This is a genomic window from Hoylesella oralis ATCC 33269, from assembly GCF_000185145.2.
Taxonomy (GTDB): domain Bacteria; phylum Bacteroidota; class Bacteroidia; order Bacteroidales; family Bacteroidaceae; genus Prevotella; species Prevotella phocaeensis.
Window position 1 is genome coordinate 231,095 of record NZ_GL833118.1, and the last position, 15,389, is coordinate 246,483.

A 15,389-nucleotide genomic window follows, 5' to 3' on the forward strand; every position below is an offset into this window, starting at 1 on the left:
TTGATCATTTAGTTTTATTACAGTTTAAATACCACCGGTATGGCGAAGAGCGTACGACAAGGTTTGGCATTCTCTATACCCGGTTTCCATTTAGGCATCATGCGCATGACGCGCAGTGCCTCTCTGTCGAGCAAAGGATGTATGGATTTCTCCAGTTTAATATTCACAATGGAGCCGTCTTTGTTGACTATAAAGGAAACGACCACCTTGCCTTCTATCTGTTGTTGTTGCGCCAAAATGGGATACTTCAGGTTTTTGGTGAGCCATTTCATAAACTCTACCATCCCTCCGGGGAACTCCGGAAGCTGTTCTACAATACGGAAATTAACCGGCTTTTCATCGTCCATGGGGATTTGAGGCAATGCTTGTGTTACGTTGTCATCCTTTGTAAGGCCCTCACCATCGCCGATAAGCAGCGGATTAGTATCGGGAGAAAGCCTTTCTTTGCCCTCCACAGGGCGGTCGACGGGTTTTATTCTTTCGGTAACCGATGGAGATGTTGGCGACGGAGCGGTCGAAATCATGTCTTTCCTGTCCATATAAGGTGCCAAATCCATCTCGTTTTGCAGCTCGTCGAGTATAGACTGTCTGTCCTGTTTTGCCGGTTTGTTGTTGTCGGTATATTCGAATGCGACAAATAGAACCGCAAGCACAAGTATCAATCCTAATAGAAAACCTGTGGTACGCTTGCCCTCCAAATCTGCTCTATTTGTCTTTTTCGCTTCCAAAATACACTTACAATAATCAGTATGTTATTCCGTTATATACATCGTAAATCATTTACAAAAATACTGTAGATATTTGAAAAAAGTGTATCTTTGCCCATAAATTAATGAAATTAGATGAAAAAAGTTGCTTTAGTTCTCCTTTTTTCGCTTATTGCGACAATGGTTTATGCTCAAGAGAGCCGAACTGTATATAATTTTCTGCGCCTTCCTGCGGGAGCTCATGCGGCAGCTTTAGGCGGCGATAATATAACGATAATAGAGGATGACGAGGCGCTTATTTTCAACAATCCGGCACTGTTATCCTCGGTGAGCGACAAGACAATTAACCTGAACTATATGAATTATATGGCCGGAGTGAATGTTTTGAGCGCTTCTTTCAATAAGATAATCAAAGAAAAACTCTCTTTAGCGGCATCGGCCCAGTACATCGATTACGGTAAGATGAAAGAAGTAGACGCGAACAACGTGCAGACAGGAGAGTTTACCGCAAAGGACATTGCCGTTAGCGGTTATCTTTCGTACATGCTTACCGACCGTTTAGCGGGCGGAATTACGGCAAAAATCATCACTTCTTATATCGGGAATTACAATTCCATAGCCATGGGAGTGGACTTAGGAGTAAACTATTACGACTCAGAACGTGAATGGTCGCTCTCTTTAGTGGCCAAAAATCTGGGCGGACAGCTCAAAGCATTCGACGTAGGTTATGAACCTATGCCTCTCGATTTGCAATTTGGCGCAAGCAAACGATTGATACACACCCCGTTCAGGGTGTCGGCAACGCTGGTAGACCTTAACCATTGGAATTACAAGTTCATCAATCATGCCGTGTTCGGCGTAGATGTAATTCTGTCGCCTTCTATCTGGATCGGCGCAGGGTACAACTTCCGTCGTGCCGACGAGATGAAAATAGCCAACACAGACGGTGAAAGTAACCACGGTGCAGGGCTTTCTATGGGCGGCGGAATTAACCTCGAACGCTTTAAGATTAATCTTGCATACGGCAAATACCATGTGTCGAGTTCTTCTTTAGTTATCAGTTTGGCCTATAATTTATAATAGGTGTTGCAGCAAGAACAGGCAAGAAACGTTTCCGAATATACTGAAAATATGAAAAAGATCATCATAGCAATCGACGGATACTCGTCGTGTGGTAAAAGTACGATGGCCAAAGATTTGGCCCGCGAGATAGGTTATATTTATGTAGATACGGGTGCCATGTACCGTGCAGTTACGCTCTATGCCCTTCGTAAAGACTTGTTCCGGCCCGATGGCAGCGTAAAAACAGGGGAGTTGGAGGCATGTATGCCCGATATCGATATCTCTTTCCGGTTGAACAAGGAAACTATGCGCCCCGATACTTATCTGAACGGCGAGCTTATAGAGCACGAAATACGCACGTTGGAGGTAAGTTCGCACGTGAGTCCTATAGCAGCCGTTCCGTTTGTACGCCATGCTCTCGTGGCACAGCAGCAGCAGATGGGGAAAGAAAAAGGCATTGTGATGGATGGCAGAGATATCGGAACCACGGTATTTCCGCATGCCGAACTGAAGATATTCGTAACGGCTTCGGCAGAAGTAAGGGCACAACGTCGCTTCGATGAGTTGAAAGCAAAAGGCATGCCTGCCCGTTTTAACGACATTCTACGTAATGTGCAAGAACGCGATTATATTGATACACACCGAGAAATATCCCCCCTTCGCAGAGCTGAAGATGCCATATTGCTTGATAACAGCAACATGACGATCGACCAACAACGGCAATGGCTTATCGACAGGTATAACGAATGTGTGGGATAGGTATGCCCTGTATCGGTGCCACACCGTATGTCTGTTGCCGTTACATGGGCAGCCTGTTTATAGAATGTTAAATGTTTGGTGCGGATATATAAAAATCGTACCTTTGACGTCTAATTATATTAGCGGCGGTTTGCTGCCCGTGCGGCGGCGATGCCTGCCGGATTTTCATATCGATAATAACCCTTAAAATGAAACAATCGATAGTAAAAATAACGATTATCATCTGCCTGATATCTTGTTGTGCCATGCTTTCGCAGGCTGCGCCGAGTGCGGATAAGCCCGTTGCGGCAGACACTTCGGCTGCGCAAACCGACTCCATAAGCATGGAAGACCGGCTGAACAGCTCTCTCGCAGCGGCTTCCGATACCGTTACAATGCCTGTGGAAGAAGGAAGCATACACCATTCGCTGAAAACAAAGTTTATCGAAGGCAATGCCGGATTTATGTCGCTCGTGGCATTGGCATTGGTAATAGGCTTGGCATTCTGTATAGAAAGGATTATTTATCTTAGCCTTTCGGAGATTAATGCCAAGAAGTTAATGGCCGATGTCGATGCAAAGATTGCCGACGGAGATATCGAGGGTGCCAAGAATTTGTGCCGAGATACGCGCGGACCTGTAGCCTCTATCTGCTATCAAGGGCTTTCGAGGATCGATGAAAGTATCGATAACATCGAACGTTCCGTAGCTTCATACGGCACGGTGCAGGCATCCAACCTCGAAAAAGGGTGCTCGTGGATTACGTTGTTTATAGCCATGGCGCCGTCGCTCGGCTTTTTAGGAACGGTAATCGGCATGGTTATGGCGTTCGATCAGGTGCAGATGGCGGGCGATCTCAATGCTACAGTTGTGGCAGCCGGTATGAAGGTGGCCCTTATTACAACCATCTTCGGTATCATCGTGGCATTGATATTGCAGGTATTCTACAATTATATCCTTTCGAAAATAGACCATATTACCGGTCAGATGGAAGAGTCGGCCATCACACTCCTCGATTCTATCATGAAATATAAGCTAAAACAATGAATATAAACGGTTGGAAGAGGCTTTCTGCAGAGCAGATTTCGCAACGCATATTGTATGTGTTGACAGCTGTAACCGTACTTGTATTCGGCTTATTCTATTCGGTTGGCTTCGACAGGCTGTTTACAGATAATCCCGACTTCAACGCTCCGCTTTTCACAGATGTACTGTTAGGGCTGATATATTTTATGCTCTTCGTGGCGTTTGCCGTAGGTGTATGTGCACTTGTGGGAGAGAGCAGGAAACGCAGAGACGAGGAGCGTGTAGTCAACGGCATACCCGCGACCAAGATATCCGTTGCTGTTTTCGGCGGTACTCTTGTTCTGTTGGTGCTTTTCGGGTTGTTGGGATCGTCGGAGCCCATAATGATTAACGGAAGAATGTTTACCGATCGTCTTTGGCTGAAAGCCACCGATCTGTTTATAAATACCTCTTTAGTGCTGCTGTTTATAGTAGTTGTCGCCGTTATTTACGGTTCCACGAAGTATTATCGTAAGAAAGAAGGCAAATGATAATTAAGAAACGTCGGCATCGGGTGCCCGGACTTAACACCACGTCTACGGCAGATATCTCGTTCATGCTGCTCATCTTTTTCCTCGTAACCACATCTATGGATGTGGACAAAGGCCTTCTGCGGCAGTTACCTCCCGCACGTAACGAGAGCAAACAGCAGATAACGGAGATAGACAGGCACACGCTGATGACGATAAAGATAACTTCTGCCGACGAAATTCGGATAAACGATCGCCCTGTAAAGGCATCGGAATTGCAACAAAAGGTGGAGGCATTCGTGTCGCGCCTTGGAGATAAGCATCTTATTTCGCTCGATACTGATCCTTCAGCAAGCTATCAGGCGTACATAAATGTACAGAACGGCCTTGCGGCAGCCTATCGCAACGTGCGCAACAGATTGGCTTCGAGGCAATTCGGAAAGCCGCTCGAGGCCTGTACTTCGCAACAGAGAGAGGCTATACGTGATGTGTGTCCCATGCGGATCATGGAAAATTATGGCCAAAAGGTAGGGGAGAGCAAGCCATGAGCATATTTGAACGACGCCGATACGAGGTGCCCGGGCTCAATACAGCCTCGTTGCCCGACTTGATTTTTACGGTTCTGTTCTTCTTTATGATCGTAACGCACATGCGTAAGGTTACGCTCAAAGTGCAGTATCGTGCGCCCCATGCCACGGAACTTACACGACTTACCAAGAAAACAGCCGTATCTTACGTGTACATAGGCAGGCCTGAAAGGCAGTTGCAAGCGGTGGCCGGCAGCAGTACACGCATACAATTGAACGATAAGTTTGCCACAGCGAACCAGATTGTCGACTACATCGAGGCCGAAAGAAACCGTATGTCGCCCGAAGACAAGCAGCAAATGACTGTTTCGGTCAAGGCCGATAAAAGTACTAAAATGGCTGTAATTACCGATGTAAAGCAAGCTCTTCGGCGTGCAAATGCACTAAAAATCAGCTATTCGGCTACCAAGGAGCAATAAAATATGTGCCGGATTATTACTTTTTAGAATATAATTGTTGTAAATATAATTATTTTATTCTAACTTTGTGAGCAAATTATAATATAGTATGACGCATCATAATTTAGATTTATTGGATAGGAAAATCCTTAAATTAGTGGCAGAAGACGCCCGCATTCCATTCCTTGAAGTGGCACGAGCATGTAATGTTAGCGGCGCTGCAATACATCAACGTATTCAGAAACTTACTAATTTAGGTGTCTTAAAAGGTTCGCAATTCATCATCGATCCCGAGAAAATAGGCTATGAAACATGTGCTTATATAGGCTTATACCTAAAGGATCCCACTAAATTCGATGAGGTTGTAGAGGAATTGAAGCGCATTCCGGAAGTGGTGGAATGCCATTATACCACCGGTGGTTTCGATATGTTCATCAAGATATATGCACTTAATAACCATCATCTGATGAATGTTATTCACGATAAATTGCAGCCCTTGGGGCTTTCACGCAGCGAAACAATCGTTTCGTTCAATGCGGTTATCGACCGTCAATTGCCGATTATCGACCTTCCGATGGCCGAACAAAGCAATGAAAACGAAGAATAAACGAAAATGATGGATAGGTTTATCCATCATTTTTTATTTGATATAGTCTGTAAAAGCGTATTCATACGCATGTTTGTCGTCCTTTTCGTGTTTTTCTTTTTGTACTGCTTTCCATCCTTCATAAGGCGGGAAATAGGCGTCGGCATGCTCCGGAACATCGTTGACCTCGGTTAATAACAGCCTGTCTGCTATGCTCAAAGCCTGCTTGTAGAGGCTTGCACCACCTATTATATATATGTCTTCCTCCGGCGAACAGTGCTTCAAGGCCTCGTCGAGCGACTTGTAGCAGTCGCATCCGGCAAATGTATCTTGGGTTCTGCTTAGCACAATGTTTCTTCTATTGGGCAAAGCGCCCTTCGGAAGCGACTCGAAAGTGCGTCTGCCCATAATAACTGTGTGCCCTGTAGTGAGCATCTTAAAACGCTTGAGATCGTTGGGAAGCCAATAAATCAGTTTATTTCGGTAGCCTATGGCACGATTCTTGGCCACGGCGGCAATAATGTTAATTCGCATATCGTTAGCTGATAATAAGGAAATGAGAATAAGATACGGCAGCCGGAAAGGCTCTCCGCCCTCTGTTCATACCGACACTTGTGCACTTATATGCGGCAACGGATCGTAATCTTTGAGCTCGAAATCTTCGAAATGGAAAGCAAATAAGTCTTTTACATCGGGATTTAAAAGCATTTTGGGCAATGCTCTGGGGGTGCGAGACAGTTGTAGTTTCGCCTGTTCCAAGTGGTTCAAATACAAATGGGTGTCGCCTGTGGTATGGATAAAGTCGCCTGCTTTCAGTCCTGTAACCTGCGCCATCATCATCAAGAGCAACGCATAAGAGGCGATATTGAATGGAACTCCGAGGAACGTATCGGCACTTCGTTGGTATAATTGCAACGAAAGACGGCCGTTAGCCACATAGAATTGGAACAGACAATGGCAAGGCGGCAGCGCCATATCGTCCACTTCAGCCGGGTTCCATGCACTTACAATCATCCTACGACTATCGGGATGTTGCCTTATCTGGTTGAGTACGTTCTGGATTTGGTCTATTGTACCGCCCTTATAATCAGGCCATGAGCGCCATTGATGGCCGTATACCGGGCCTAAGTCGCCGTTCTCGTCGGCCCATTCGTTCCATATTCTTACGCCATGTTCCTGCAGAAACCGCACATTAGTATCGCCCTTAAGGAACCAGAGCAGCTCGTAAATGATGGATTTCAGATGGAGTTTCTTTGTTGTAAGCAATGGGAAGCCCTCTTCGAGGTTAAATCTCATCTGGTTACCGAATATGCTTATGGTGCCTGTTCCCGTACGGTCGCCTTTCTTTACGCCCTCTTTAAGGATGCGGTCAAGTAGGTCAAGATACTGTCTCATATTTATTTGTCGTTGATAAGTTTATAAAGTTGCGGTGCTACATCGGGCATATAGGTGCTTTTAATGCGCCATTCTTGGGGATAAAGATTATTGGAACGGCTGCCAAGATGCTTCTCGAAGCCTAACGGCATGCCCATGTAAGTTATCAATACGAAACCTTTCGGGGTGCCGATAGGTAACGTTACGGCTTCTTTACGCAGGAAACGTATCGCTTGTTCGTAAGGAAGTTCTGCGATAGGGAACGCTTCTCTATCGAGTAGGAGCGACAAAGCGAGCGATTGGTCGGGTACGATATCCTTGCCTTTTACCTCGCCTAAGCGTATTCCGGCATGGAGAACGCGCAGCTTATCGGCAACTGCGTCGTACAAAGACTGCATGTCTTTCGGAATGGCGATGAGGCTGTAGCCCTCTTGCATGATATTGAAATCGTCGCTATTCTGTAGCCATATCGTATTGAGTTTTACCGGCTGCCGGCCTTTATTCTGCTGTTTAACGGTTGTCGATGGCTTTCTGTCGACCTTACCCCCGGGCTTTCGCAGCACTGCCATGAACAAACCTTCGCCCTGAACGCAATCTTTATCGCCGACGTATCTCGGTATAAAGCGATAAACCGGTGCATCGAAGCCCGATAGAAGTGATCCGCAGATGTTCCACTCCTTGCAGATGTCTACGCCGACCGGTTCGCCTTTCAGCTCTTTACATATCCATTGTACGTTCTCCTCGTTCTCTTTAGCGTTGAAAGTGCAGGTGGAATACACGAGCAGACCGCCCGGACGAAGGCATTCCCAAGCACTTCTAACGATCTCACGTTGCAATCTGCTGCACTTATCCACGTTGCCTATGCTCCATTCTTTTATGGCATTGGCATCTTTACGGAACATTCCTTCGCCCGAACAAGGCACATCGCAGAGAATTACATCGAACATCAAGCCGGCCTTGCGGTACTCTTCAGGATAGTTATTCGTAACGATTACTTCCGCTATACCGCATTTTTGCACGTTTTCAGACAATACCTGTGCCCGCTGTTTGACAGGTTCGTTGCACACGAGCAGGCTACCTGCCGGCAATACCACGCGTGCCAAGGTGGATTTTCCCCCCGGGGCGGCACACATGTCGAGCATGGTCACCGGCCCTGTAATATGTTGCCGGAGCACTTGGGCGAGAAACATAGACGACTTTTCCTGTACGTAGTACACCCCTGCATGCAACAACGGATCGAATGTAAAATTAGGTCTGTCGGCGAACCAGTGCCCATGTTCGTACCATTCCACTGTGCCCTTGCTGCCACAGATGGCGAAAGACGCCCCCTTGAACGGATTTGTACGCACGAAAGCATGCGGCTCTTCCGCCAGTCCTTGCAGCAACTGTGCGTACAGTTCGCTACCCATAAGTTTTTCGGTATAAGCTTCAAATTCTTTTGGAAGTTTCATCCGATTGCGCTATATTTATCTTGCAAAATTAGAAAAAAAAATGTTTCTTTGCAACTTATTCATCCTCTGTTGCGTCAAACTCATAGAAAAATTAAAAATAAAATAAATATGAAAAAGTATCTCATTGCATTGATTTTGGTGCTGGCATGTACTGCCACAACCGTCGAAGCTATTCCCAAGCACCGGCATCACCTGCAGGTAACGGTGACGGACACTAATGATAAACAACCCCAAGAGAGCATCGAAGCCTATTCGGATACCGCTTCTGCTGCCGATACAGGCAGTAAAGACACCGTTTACACCGTAGATACGTCGGCATCGGGTTCGTATAATCCCGCCGATTATGATAATCCCTTCGATTATCTTATATACACTCCGGGAAGCGGAATTGCCAAGACTATCTTTGTTATAGGCATCTCCATTTTCTTGTTGCTCATTATTTTGGCGCCGTTTATCGTGATTATTTATTTGATCAGGTATCTTATCAAACGTCACAACGATAAGGTGATGTTGGCCCAAAAAGCAATGGAAACCGGTCGTCCTATCCCCGATGAAGTAACTCAAACGGTACATCGAACGTCTGAATACAATCGCGAAAAAGGCATTAAAAATATATTCTTGGGATTGGGACTGATGGCTCTGTTCTATTTTCTTGGTGCCGAAGCGCTTGTCGGAGTAGGTGCCTTGGTAGCTTTCATGGGTGTCGGACAGTGGGTAATCTCACGCAATTCACGCAACAACCGTAACGACAACGAACAAGAGTTTTAAAGGGTGAAAGGTTTAGACGATATCTCTCTCGTTACTCAGGCGGCTGTATTTCACGACAAGAAGGCCTTCGGCAAGCTCGTTGTGAAGTATCAGTCGCCTATACGCAGGTTCTTTATTAACCAAACAGCGGGCAACGAGCAGTTGAGCGACGACCTTGCACAAGACACGTTCATAAAGGCTTACACCAATATAAGTAGATTTCGCGGGCTGTCGAGCTTCTCTACATGGCTCTATCGCATAGCCTATAACGTGTTTTACGACTATATTCGTAGCAGTAAGATTACCGAAGATATCGATACGCCCGCCGTGGTCAGGTGCAATACCGCCGGCACTGATACCAACTTGAAGATGGACATTCACGTGGCGCTTGCCATACTTACCGATGCCGAACGTACCTGCATTACTTTACAACTGATGGAAGGACAACCGATAGACCACATTACCGAGATTACCGGAATGGCACAAGGAACGGTGAAATCGCACCTCTTTCGGGCCAAACAGAAACTCTCTACCTACTTAAAACAAAACGGATATGATGGAAAATGATGATAAACTCTTGCAACAGTTCTTCGATACACACCGACAGGACATAGCCGACAACGGATTTAGCCGGCACGTTATACGTAATCTGCCGGTGCGTGTAAATCGGATAGGACGTATATGGACAGCACTTTGCACGGTTGCCTGTATCGTTTTTATCTTTGTATCAGGTGCTTTAGATTGGCTTCTCAACCGGATTATAAGTCTTTATGGCGATGTTGCCGGCATGGTGTTGTCGGCGCGTCCCGGCCTGTTTACGCCGTTCCTTGTTTACGGTGTTGTGTTTGGCATTGTGGGCTTCTTTACTTATAAGGTAGCTTCGTCTGATCGATTGGCCATGTAAAGCAATTTTTAATTCACAATCTATAATTCATAATGATATTCCATACATGCAGAGAAGCTCAATTATGAATTATGAATTGTGAACTTCGAACTACCGTAGGTATTATCTGCGATATGTATCTTGATACCCCTTAAACGAGATGTCCACCACGTTTTCGGGGCGTATGCGGAAATTGTAATCGTCCGTCACATGGTCTATATTGTCGGTAACTCGCAAAGTAAACGTACCTTCCTGCCAATGTGTGAACCTGTTGTCTTGTCTGTAATATCTGTAATCTTCCACCCAAGAACCGAAATCTCCTGCAGTCAATACCCGTATGGGTTCGGTAATGTTGTATTGTATTTTCAGTTTGGGTGTCTTATAGCTTTCCATCGTTCCTTTTCCGGCTATGGTGAAATCTAAGGATTTATTATTTTTGGCCGCCCAATTTACGGTCCATGTTTCGTTCGTACAGCTGAAGGCATACCGATAGGGTTCGTCTCTGTCGTCATTATTTGCGTTTCTTTCATCGTTTGAAAAGTAGTAAGACGCCTTCGGAGCACAATTGCTTTCGCTTATAGTCCATGTATCCGAGTCTGCATCTTTTATTTTCAAATTGTAAAAAATGGTATCTCCGTTGATGCCCGATGATGCTTGGACAGTCCACGTACTGCTCTCGAAATCTTTGAATGTTACCGTGTAATACGGTCTGCTGTCGCGGTTCATCGAAACAAGGTTATATATCTTTTGGTTATGCATCGGATCGGTTCCCTCTTCAAGTTTAGCATATTTAAAGTATAGTTCTTTCACCGAATCGCGCTTTTCGGGTGTATCTTGCCGGATATATTCCCCAAATTGTCGGGCAAAACGCAGCAAATCGGTGAAACAGGTGAGCGTTTGTTCGGTATATCTCAATACTATACGGCCGGAAGAGGTGGCACGATAGTCATCTCCCGATGTCCAACACCCCGTTAAAAGCAGGCAACCGAGTGCCGCAAGCAATATCTTTGTTTTCATAACTTTTTTGTTTTTATGGTTTTAAAATCTGTATCCGGCACCGCAACGCAGTACGCCCAATGCCCCTACTCCAAACTCGGCGTAGCCATAGAGACGCTTGCCGACCATCGCACCAAGTAGGGTTGCGTGCACGATAGGGTTTATCTTGTGGCTGAAACCGGTGTTGTAAAAGCCCTTGTACATGCGGTCTGTGGCTCCTATGGCTATGCCGCTGTAGAATTGTTCTATCGGGGCAATAGAGTAATAGTATCTGCAACTTGCCAATAAAGTGATATTGTGCATGTGGAAAGAGCCATTTCTATTATTCGAGATAATATCGTATCTGTGTCGGTAAGTGTGCTGCCATGCGGCTTGTGCGCCCAATGCCCAATGGTTAGACAGGTGATAATGGTAGGTTATATCTACGCTCAAGGTCTGACGTATCTCGGAGAGAGTATATTTACCGCTATTGTATTCGTAGAGTGGACTACTCCTGTCGAGCTCCATAGAAGGCATGTCGTCGAAGCTCTTGTGGTTGGTATAGTAGCCTATACCGATAGAAAACTCGTTCTTGGGAGTAGAAATTGCGGTCTTGGAAACTTCTTGCGCCTGAAGAAAGTATGCAGAACAGACTGCGAATGCAATTAAAAAAGTGCGTTTGTTTATCATGAATAATGTTTTTTTACATGGAAAACGCAGGGAATAGAAAAATCTTGCATCGTTCTATGCAAGATTTTCTATTTTTGCAGTTAGCTATATAGAAACAGGCTATAGAATACGTATGAATATGGAACACTGTAAAAATAAAAAAGGTATATGTGCCTTTTCGCTCCGCCTGATGGCGCTTTTGGCCGTCTTGGTGGCCGTAAGTTGCGGCGTAGAAGATAATGACACCGGCACCGGCGGCGGCATTTATAACAACTCCGGTGCATCTTCGGGCGGCGTCTACGGCACATACGAGGGTAAATGGAAGGCCGATAATCGGGATTTGGGCACGGCCGTATTGAAAGTAGATAGCCATTTGGAGTTCTCAGGTTTGCCGCTTACCGAACTTCTCAGCAATATCGTGACCAAAGAGGAGGTAGCTTCGGCCGCCGTATCTGCCGCGGGCGATGCCTATAGAGTGCCTTTCATACAGACCGCTTACTCGGCTACGTCGCTCTATTTCAATATAACAAAGCTCGATTATACGTTTGTCTACACCCTCGAAGGTACCCCTCATGAGGTGGAAGTTGTGATGGCTGCCACCGGTTCCGTGGCCGTGTACGACAAACAGAACGGCAGTTTCGTGGTGCTGTTGAAGGTAATCGGTTTCACTGTAGACGGTGTGAAGACGGCGAATTACGGTAAGGAACAAACGCTGATGTTTAATTCTACGGCGAGAAGAAGCGCAAAGTGAAGTCGGAACAAGAGCTTTTGCAAGCCATAAACGGGGGAAACAGGGCGGCCATGCGCGAGCTGTACGACCGCTATTCGGGCTATGCCATGGCGGTAGGGTTGCGCTATATGGCCGATGCCGATGCCGTAAAAGACGTGCTGCAAGACAGTTTCGTAAAGATATTTACCGGTATCGGGGCGTTCGAATACCGTGGAGAGGGCTCGCTCAAGGCATGGGTATTGCGTGTAGTTGCCAACGAATCGCTCACTCAACTGCGCAGATATCATCATTTCGCGGTAACAGACGAGATGCCCGATATGCCCGATGAGAATGTTCCCGATACCGAAGATGTGCCCCTGAGCGTAATAATGCAGATGATAGAGCGGTTGCCTGTGGGCTACAGAACGGTTTTCAATCTCTTTGTTTTCGAACAGAAAAGCCATAAGGAGATAGCTCTGTTGCTCGGTATCAAGGAAAATTCTTCGGCTTCGCAGTACTTCCGAGCCAAGAATATGCTGGCAAAAATGATTGAAGAATATAAAATAACTACAAAGATATGAAAGAAAAAGACTGGACAGAACGGCTTCGCAAGCGTATGGCAGACCATCGGGAACCTGTCGACGAAGGTCTGTGGGCGGCGATAGAACAGTCGCTCGATGCCGGTAGAGGGCGCTCTAAAAGGGCAGTCTTCATATCTTTGCGCCGCAGGATGGCGATTGCAGCTGCGGCGGTAGTGCTGCTTGTGGGCACTGCCTATGTGCTTCTGCGTCGGCAGGGTGGCGAGGCAGGGCAGACGGTCCGCGTGTATCGTGCAGACAGGAATATGGGGTATCGGCCGCAGGCAGGCACTCTATCGCCCACAGGCGTACTGTCTGTTCCCGATAAGGGTATCGTTTATTCGCCGAAGGTTTCAGAACCGCAGGGAACATTGCCTGTAAACGGTACGGACGAACAGCTTGTTTTAGCACAGAATACTGTAGAGAAAACACCTGTGGAACTACCGCCTGACTCAAGCGAGTATGCTGTTTCTCATCAGAAGAGTACGTATTTGCAAACTGTACCTTATATATATAACGGTGACGGACAGCCTGTCTTGCGGCACCGGAGCGAAGAAGCACGGGTGTCGATGAACCTCTATGCTTTTAATTCCATGGGCGATTATCAGGGGCGTACCGGTACGATGATGACTGAAAACATGATTGGCATTTACGATATTCCCACCCCGCAGCCCGGAATGATGTATGCTAAACACGAGCCGGTATATATGGCCGATACGCACGAAGAAACGCATCATCGGCAGCCGATAGCCTTCGGATTGTCGGTAAGCTACAGGTTAACCGACCGTTGGTCGGTTGCTTCGGGCATGGTTTATACCCGTCTGTCATCGGATTTCGATAAGATTATTGGTGCCGACCGTATTACCAAGCGCCAAACATTGCACTATATAGGGGTGCCGCTCACGCTGAATTACCGTATTTGGGGCAATAAACGATTGGCTGTTTATGCCGGTGCAGGCGGAGAAGCCGATATGAACGTGGCTGCCAAAACGACAACCGAGGGCGTTAATCATACTATCGATAAGGATAAAATGCAATGGTCGATGAACGCATCTGTAGGCATTCAGTATAATATATTGCCGCAGTTGGGGGCTTATATGGAGCCCGGAGCGAAGTATTACTTTAATAATGGGAGCGCTATGGAGAACTTCTTCAAGGATAAGCCCCTAAACTTTAGCCTGCAAGTAGGCCTGCGTTTCAATGTTAAATAAAGAGAAACGCATCGCTGTTTCCTGTTTTTTCCTATCCTATCCGGTATGCATTGAGCGTTGCAACGATATGTTGAACCTCTTCGTCGGTAAGCGTTTGGTTACATGGAATGCTCAGTTCCTCGCGATGTATCTTCTCTGTAACGGGGAAAGAGCGGTCGTTCCACTCCCGATAACATGCCTGACGATGGGGCGGAATGGGGTAGTGAACGATGGTTTGTATACCCTTTACGGCCAGAAAATGCTGCAGATGGTCGCGCCGATGGCATAGAATAGGGAAGACATGCCACACGTTATCGGCCGTATTTGCTATGGGTAAAGTCAATAGAGAGTTCTCTATGTGCTGCAAATAATACTGTGCAATCTCTTTACGCCGTGCATTCTCCTGATCCAGATACTTCAGTTTCACGTTCAATACTGCGGCCTGAAGCTCGTCCATACGGCTGTTGATGCCCCGATAAGTGAACACATATTTGCGCGAAGAACCGTAGTTGGCGAGCGTGCGCACGGTGTCTGCCAGCGTTGTGTCGTCTGTTGTAACGGCTCCGGCATCGCCCATAGCGCCCATATTCTTACCGGGGTAGAAGCTGTGAGCTGCAGCATGTCCGAGCGAACCCGTATGTCTGCCGTCGGTAAACGTACAGCCATGCGCCTGTGCATTGTCTTCTATCAGCCGTAGACCGTACTTCCGGCACAGTTCGCCGATAGGTGCGGTAAAAGCGCAACGCCCGTACAGGTGCACGATCATGATGCCCTTAGTGCGCCGAGTGATATGTCTTTCTATGATAGATTCGTCTATATTGAACGTATCTGGGCATGGTTCCGCCAATACAGGTACGAGCCGGCACTCCGAAATGGCGAGAATGGAAGCGATATAGGTGTTGGCCGGCACGATTATTTCGTCGCCTTCGTTCATCCAGCCCATCTCCATATAGGCGCGAAGAATAAGTTTCAGCGCATCCAAACCGTTGGCACAGCTCACGCAGAAGCGCGTTCCGATGTAAGCGGCATAGGCTTCTTCGAACGCTTTTACGGCGTTTCCCCGCAGATACCATCCGCTTTCAACCACCTTGTTTACAGCCTCTTTGAGTTCTGCAAGGTGCATCTCGGTAACTCGTTTCAGGCTAAGATATTCTATATCGTACTGTTCCATCGGTCGTATATGTTTTAATTAACACTGCCG

At 46.7% G+C, this 15,389-nt stretch carries 20 protein-coding genes; 13 read left to right on the forward strand and 7 right to left on the reverse strand.

Annotation, left to right across the window (positions count from 1 at the left end; all coding sequences use genetic code 11):
- Nucleotides 1-17: 17 nt before the first annotated feature.
- Entirely contained in the window at nucleotides 18-728 is a 711-nt protein-coding gene (locus tag HMPREF0663_RS02540; RefSeq protein WP_004368558.1) for an energy transducer TonB, read from the reverse strand.
- A 114-nt stretch (nucleotides 729-842) separates the two neighbouring features.
- On the opposite strand from HMPREF0663_RS02540, the gene porQ reads away from it, so the two are divergent.
- The 7 genes from porQ (at nucleotide 843) to HMPREF0663_RS02575 (ending at nucleotide 5,633) form a co-directional block, all read left to right on the forward strand.
- On the forward strand, nucleotides 843-1,787 hold the full coding sequence (gene porQ / locus HMPREF0663_RS02545; protein ID WP_004368559.1) for a type IX secretion system protein PorQ: 945 nt from the start codon (nucleotides 843-845) through the stop codon (nucleotides 1,785-1,787).
- Nucleotides 1,788-1,838: 51 nt separating this feature from the next.
- Nucleotides 1,839-2,528, forward strand: a complete 690-nt coding sequence (gene cmk / locus HMPREF0663_RS02550) for a (d)CMP kinase (protein WP_036859918.1) — start codon at nucleotides 1,839-1,841, stop codon at nucleotides 2,526-2,528.
- Nucleotides 2,529-2,716: 188 nt separating this feature from the next.
- A complete protein-coding gene (locus tag HMPREF0663_RS02555) occupies nucleotides 2,717-3,553 on the forward strand; it encodes a MotA/TolQ/ExbB proton channel family protein (protein ID WP_004368561.1) in 837 nt (278 codons plus the stop codon).
- The gene (locus HMPREF0663_RS02560; RefSeq protein ID WP_004368562.1) at nucleotides 3,550-4,062 is read left to right on the forward strand and encodes a hypothetical protein; all 513 of its coding nucleotides are present in this window, start codon (nucleotides 3,550-3,552) and stop codon (nucleotides 4,060-4,062) included. The genes HMPREF0663_RS02555 and HMPREF0663_RS02560 overlap by 4 nt, the downstream gene beginning before the upstream one ends.
- The gene (locus HMPREF0663_RS02565) at nucleotides 4,059-4,589 is read left to right on the forward strand and encodes an ExbD/TolR family protein (protein ID WP_004368563.1); all 531 of its coding nucleotides are present in this window, start codon (nucleotides 4,059-4,061) and stop codon (nucleotides 4,587-4,589) included. The genes HMPREF0663_RS02560 and HMPREF0663_RS02565 overlap by 4 nt, the downstream gene beginning before the upstream one ends.
- Nucleotides 4,586-5,047, forward strand: coding sequence for an ExbD/TolR family protein (locus HMPREF0663_RS02570; protein ID WP_004368564.1), 462 nt, complete (start codon nucleotides 4,586-4,588; stop codon nucleotides 5,045-5,047). Before HMPREF0663_RS02565 ends, HMPREF0663_RS02570 begins: the two co-directional genes overlap by 4 nt.
- A gap of 88 nt (nucleotides 5,048-5,135) precedes the next feature.
- Nucleotides 5,136-5,633, forward strand: coding sequence for an Lrp/AsnC family transcriptional regulator (locus HMPREF0663_RS02575; RefSeq protein WP_004368565.1), 498 nt, complete (start codon nucleotides 5,136-5,138; stop codon nucleotides 5,631-5,633).
- A gap of 33 nt (nucleotides 5,634-5,666) precedes the next feature.
- Here the strand turns inward: HMPREF0663_RS02575 and HMPREF0663_RS02580 are convergent, their stop codons facing one another.
- From HMPREF0663_RS02580 to HMPREF0663_RS02590, 3 genes are all read right to left on the reverse strand, one after another.
- Nucleotides 5,667-6,146: a dihydrofolate reductase gene (locus HMPREF0663_RS02580; protein WP_004368566.1), complete on the reverse strand. Its 480-nt coding sequence runs from the start codon at nucleotides 6,144-6,146 to the stop codon at nucleotides 5,667-5,669.
- Nucleotides 6,147-6,212: 66 nt separating this feature from the next.
- A complete protein-coding gene (locus HMPREF0663_RS02585) occupies nucleotides 6,213-7,007 on the reverse strand; it encodes a thymidylate synthase (RefSeq protein ID WP_004368567.1) in 795 nt (264 codons plus the stop codon).
- Nucleotides 7,008-7,009: 2 nt separating this feature from the next.
- Nucleotides 7,010-8,437 carry a methyltransferase RsmF C-terminal domain-like protein gene (locus tag HMPREF0663_RS02590; RefSeq protein ID WP_004368568.1) on the reverse strand — a complete coding sequence of 476 codons (1,428 nt, stop codon included), beginning with the start codon at nucleotides 8,435-8,437 and terminating at the stop codon, nucleotides 7,010-7,012.
- 108 nt (nucleotides 8,438-8,545) lie between these two features.
- Here HMPREF0663_RS02590 and HMPREF0663_RS02595 point away from each other — a divergent pair, with 108 nt between their 5' ends.
- The 3 genes from HMPREF0663_RS02595 to HMPREF0663_RS02605 are packed head-to-tail and all read left to right on the forward strand — an operon-like array spanning nucleotide 8,546 to nucleotide 10,088.
- Nucleotides 8,546-9,205, forward strand: a complete 660-nt coding sequence (locus HMPREF0663_RS02595; protein WP_004368569.1) for a DUF6249 domain-containing protein — start codon at nucleotides 8,546-8,548, stop codon at nucleotides 9,203-9,205.
- Between the two features lie 3 nt (nucleotides 9,206-9,208).
- The gene (locus tag HMPREF0663_RS02600) at nucleotides 9,209-9,751 is read left to right on the forward strand and encodes an RNA polymerase sigma factor (protein ID WP_004368570.1); all 543 of its coding nucleotides are present in this window, start codon (nucleotides 9,209-9,211) and stop codon (nucleotides 9,749-9,751) included.
- Nucleotides 9,738-10,088, forward strand: coding sequence for a DUF5056 domain-containing protein (locus tag HMPREF0663_RS02605; RefSeq protein WP_004368571.1), 351 nt, complete (start codon nucleotides 9,738-9,740; stop codon nucleotides 10,086-10,088). Before HMPREF0663_RS02600 ends, HMPREF0663_RS02605 begins: the two co-directional genes overlap by 14 nt.
- Before the next feature lie 102 nt (nucleotides 10,089-10,190).
- Here the strand turns inward: HMPREF0663_RS02605 and HMPREF0663_RS02610 are convergent, their stop codons facing one another.
- Nucleotides 10,191-11,084: a hypothetical protein gene (locus HMPREF0663_RS02610; protein WP_004368572.1), complete on the reverse strand. Its 894-nt coding sequence runs from the start codon at nucleotides 11,082-11,084 to the stop codon at nucleotides 10,191-10,193.
- A gap of 21 nt (nucleotides 11,085-11,105) precedes the next feature.
- Nucleotides 11,106-11,732, reverse strand: a complete 627-nt coding sequence (locus tag HMPREF0663_RS02615) for a hypothetical protein (protein WP_004368573.1) — start codon at nucleotides 11,730-11,732, stop codon at nucleotides 11,106-11,108.
- A gap of 118 nt (nucleotides 11,733-11,850) precedes the next feature.
- Here HMPREF0663_RS02615 and HMPREF0663_RS02620 point away from each other — a divergent pair, with 118 nt between their 5' ends.
- The 3 genes from HMPREF0663_RS02620 to HMPREF0663_RS02630 are packed head-to-tail and all read left to right on the forward strand — an operon-like array spanning nucleotide 11,851 to nucleotide 14,209.
- Nucleotides 11,851-12,462 (forward strand): DUF4840 domain-containing protein, encoded by a 612-nt coding sequence (locus HMPREF0663_RS02620; protein ID WP_231375182.1) that lies wholly within the window; start codon nucleotides 11,851-11,853, stop codon nucleotides 12,460-12,462.
- A complete protein-coding gene (locus HMPREF0663_RS02625) occupies nucleotides 12,459-13,001 on the forward strand; it encodes an RNA polymerase sigma factor (protein WP_004368575.1) in 543 nt (180 codons plus the stop codon). Before HMPREF0663_RS02620 ends, HMPREF0663_RS02625 begins: the two co-directional genes overlap by 4 nt.
- Nucleotides 12,998-14,209 carry an outer membrane beta-barrel protein gene (locus tag HMPREF0663_RS02630; RefSeq protein ID WP_004368576.1) on the forward strand — a complete coding sequence of 404 codons (1,212 nt, stop codon included), beginning with the start codon at nucleotides 12,998-13,000 and terminating at the stop codon, nucleotides 14,207-14,209. The genes HMPREF0663_RS02625 and HMPREF0663_RS02630 overlap by 4 nt, the downstream gene beginning before the upstream one ends.
- A 31-nt stretch (nucleotides 14,210-14,240) precedes the next feature.
- Here the strand turns inward: HMPREF0663_RS02630 and HMPREF0663_RS02635 are convergent, their stop codons facing one another.
- Nucleotides 14,241-15,359 carry a DegT/DnrJ/EryC1/StrS family aminotransferase gene (locus tag HMPREF0663_RS02635; protein ID WP_004368577.1) on the reverse strand — a complete coding sequence of 373 codons (1,119 nt, stop codon included), beginning with the start codon at nucleotides 15,357-15,359 and terminating at the stop codon, nucleotides 14,241-14,243.
- Between the last annotated feature and the right edge of the window lie 30 nt (nucleotides 15,360-15,389).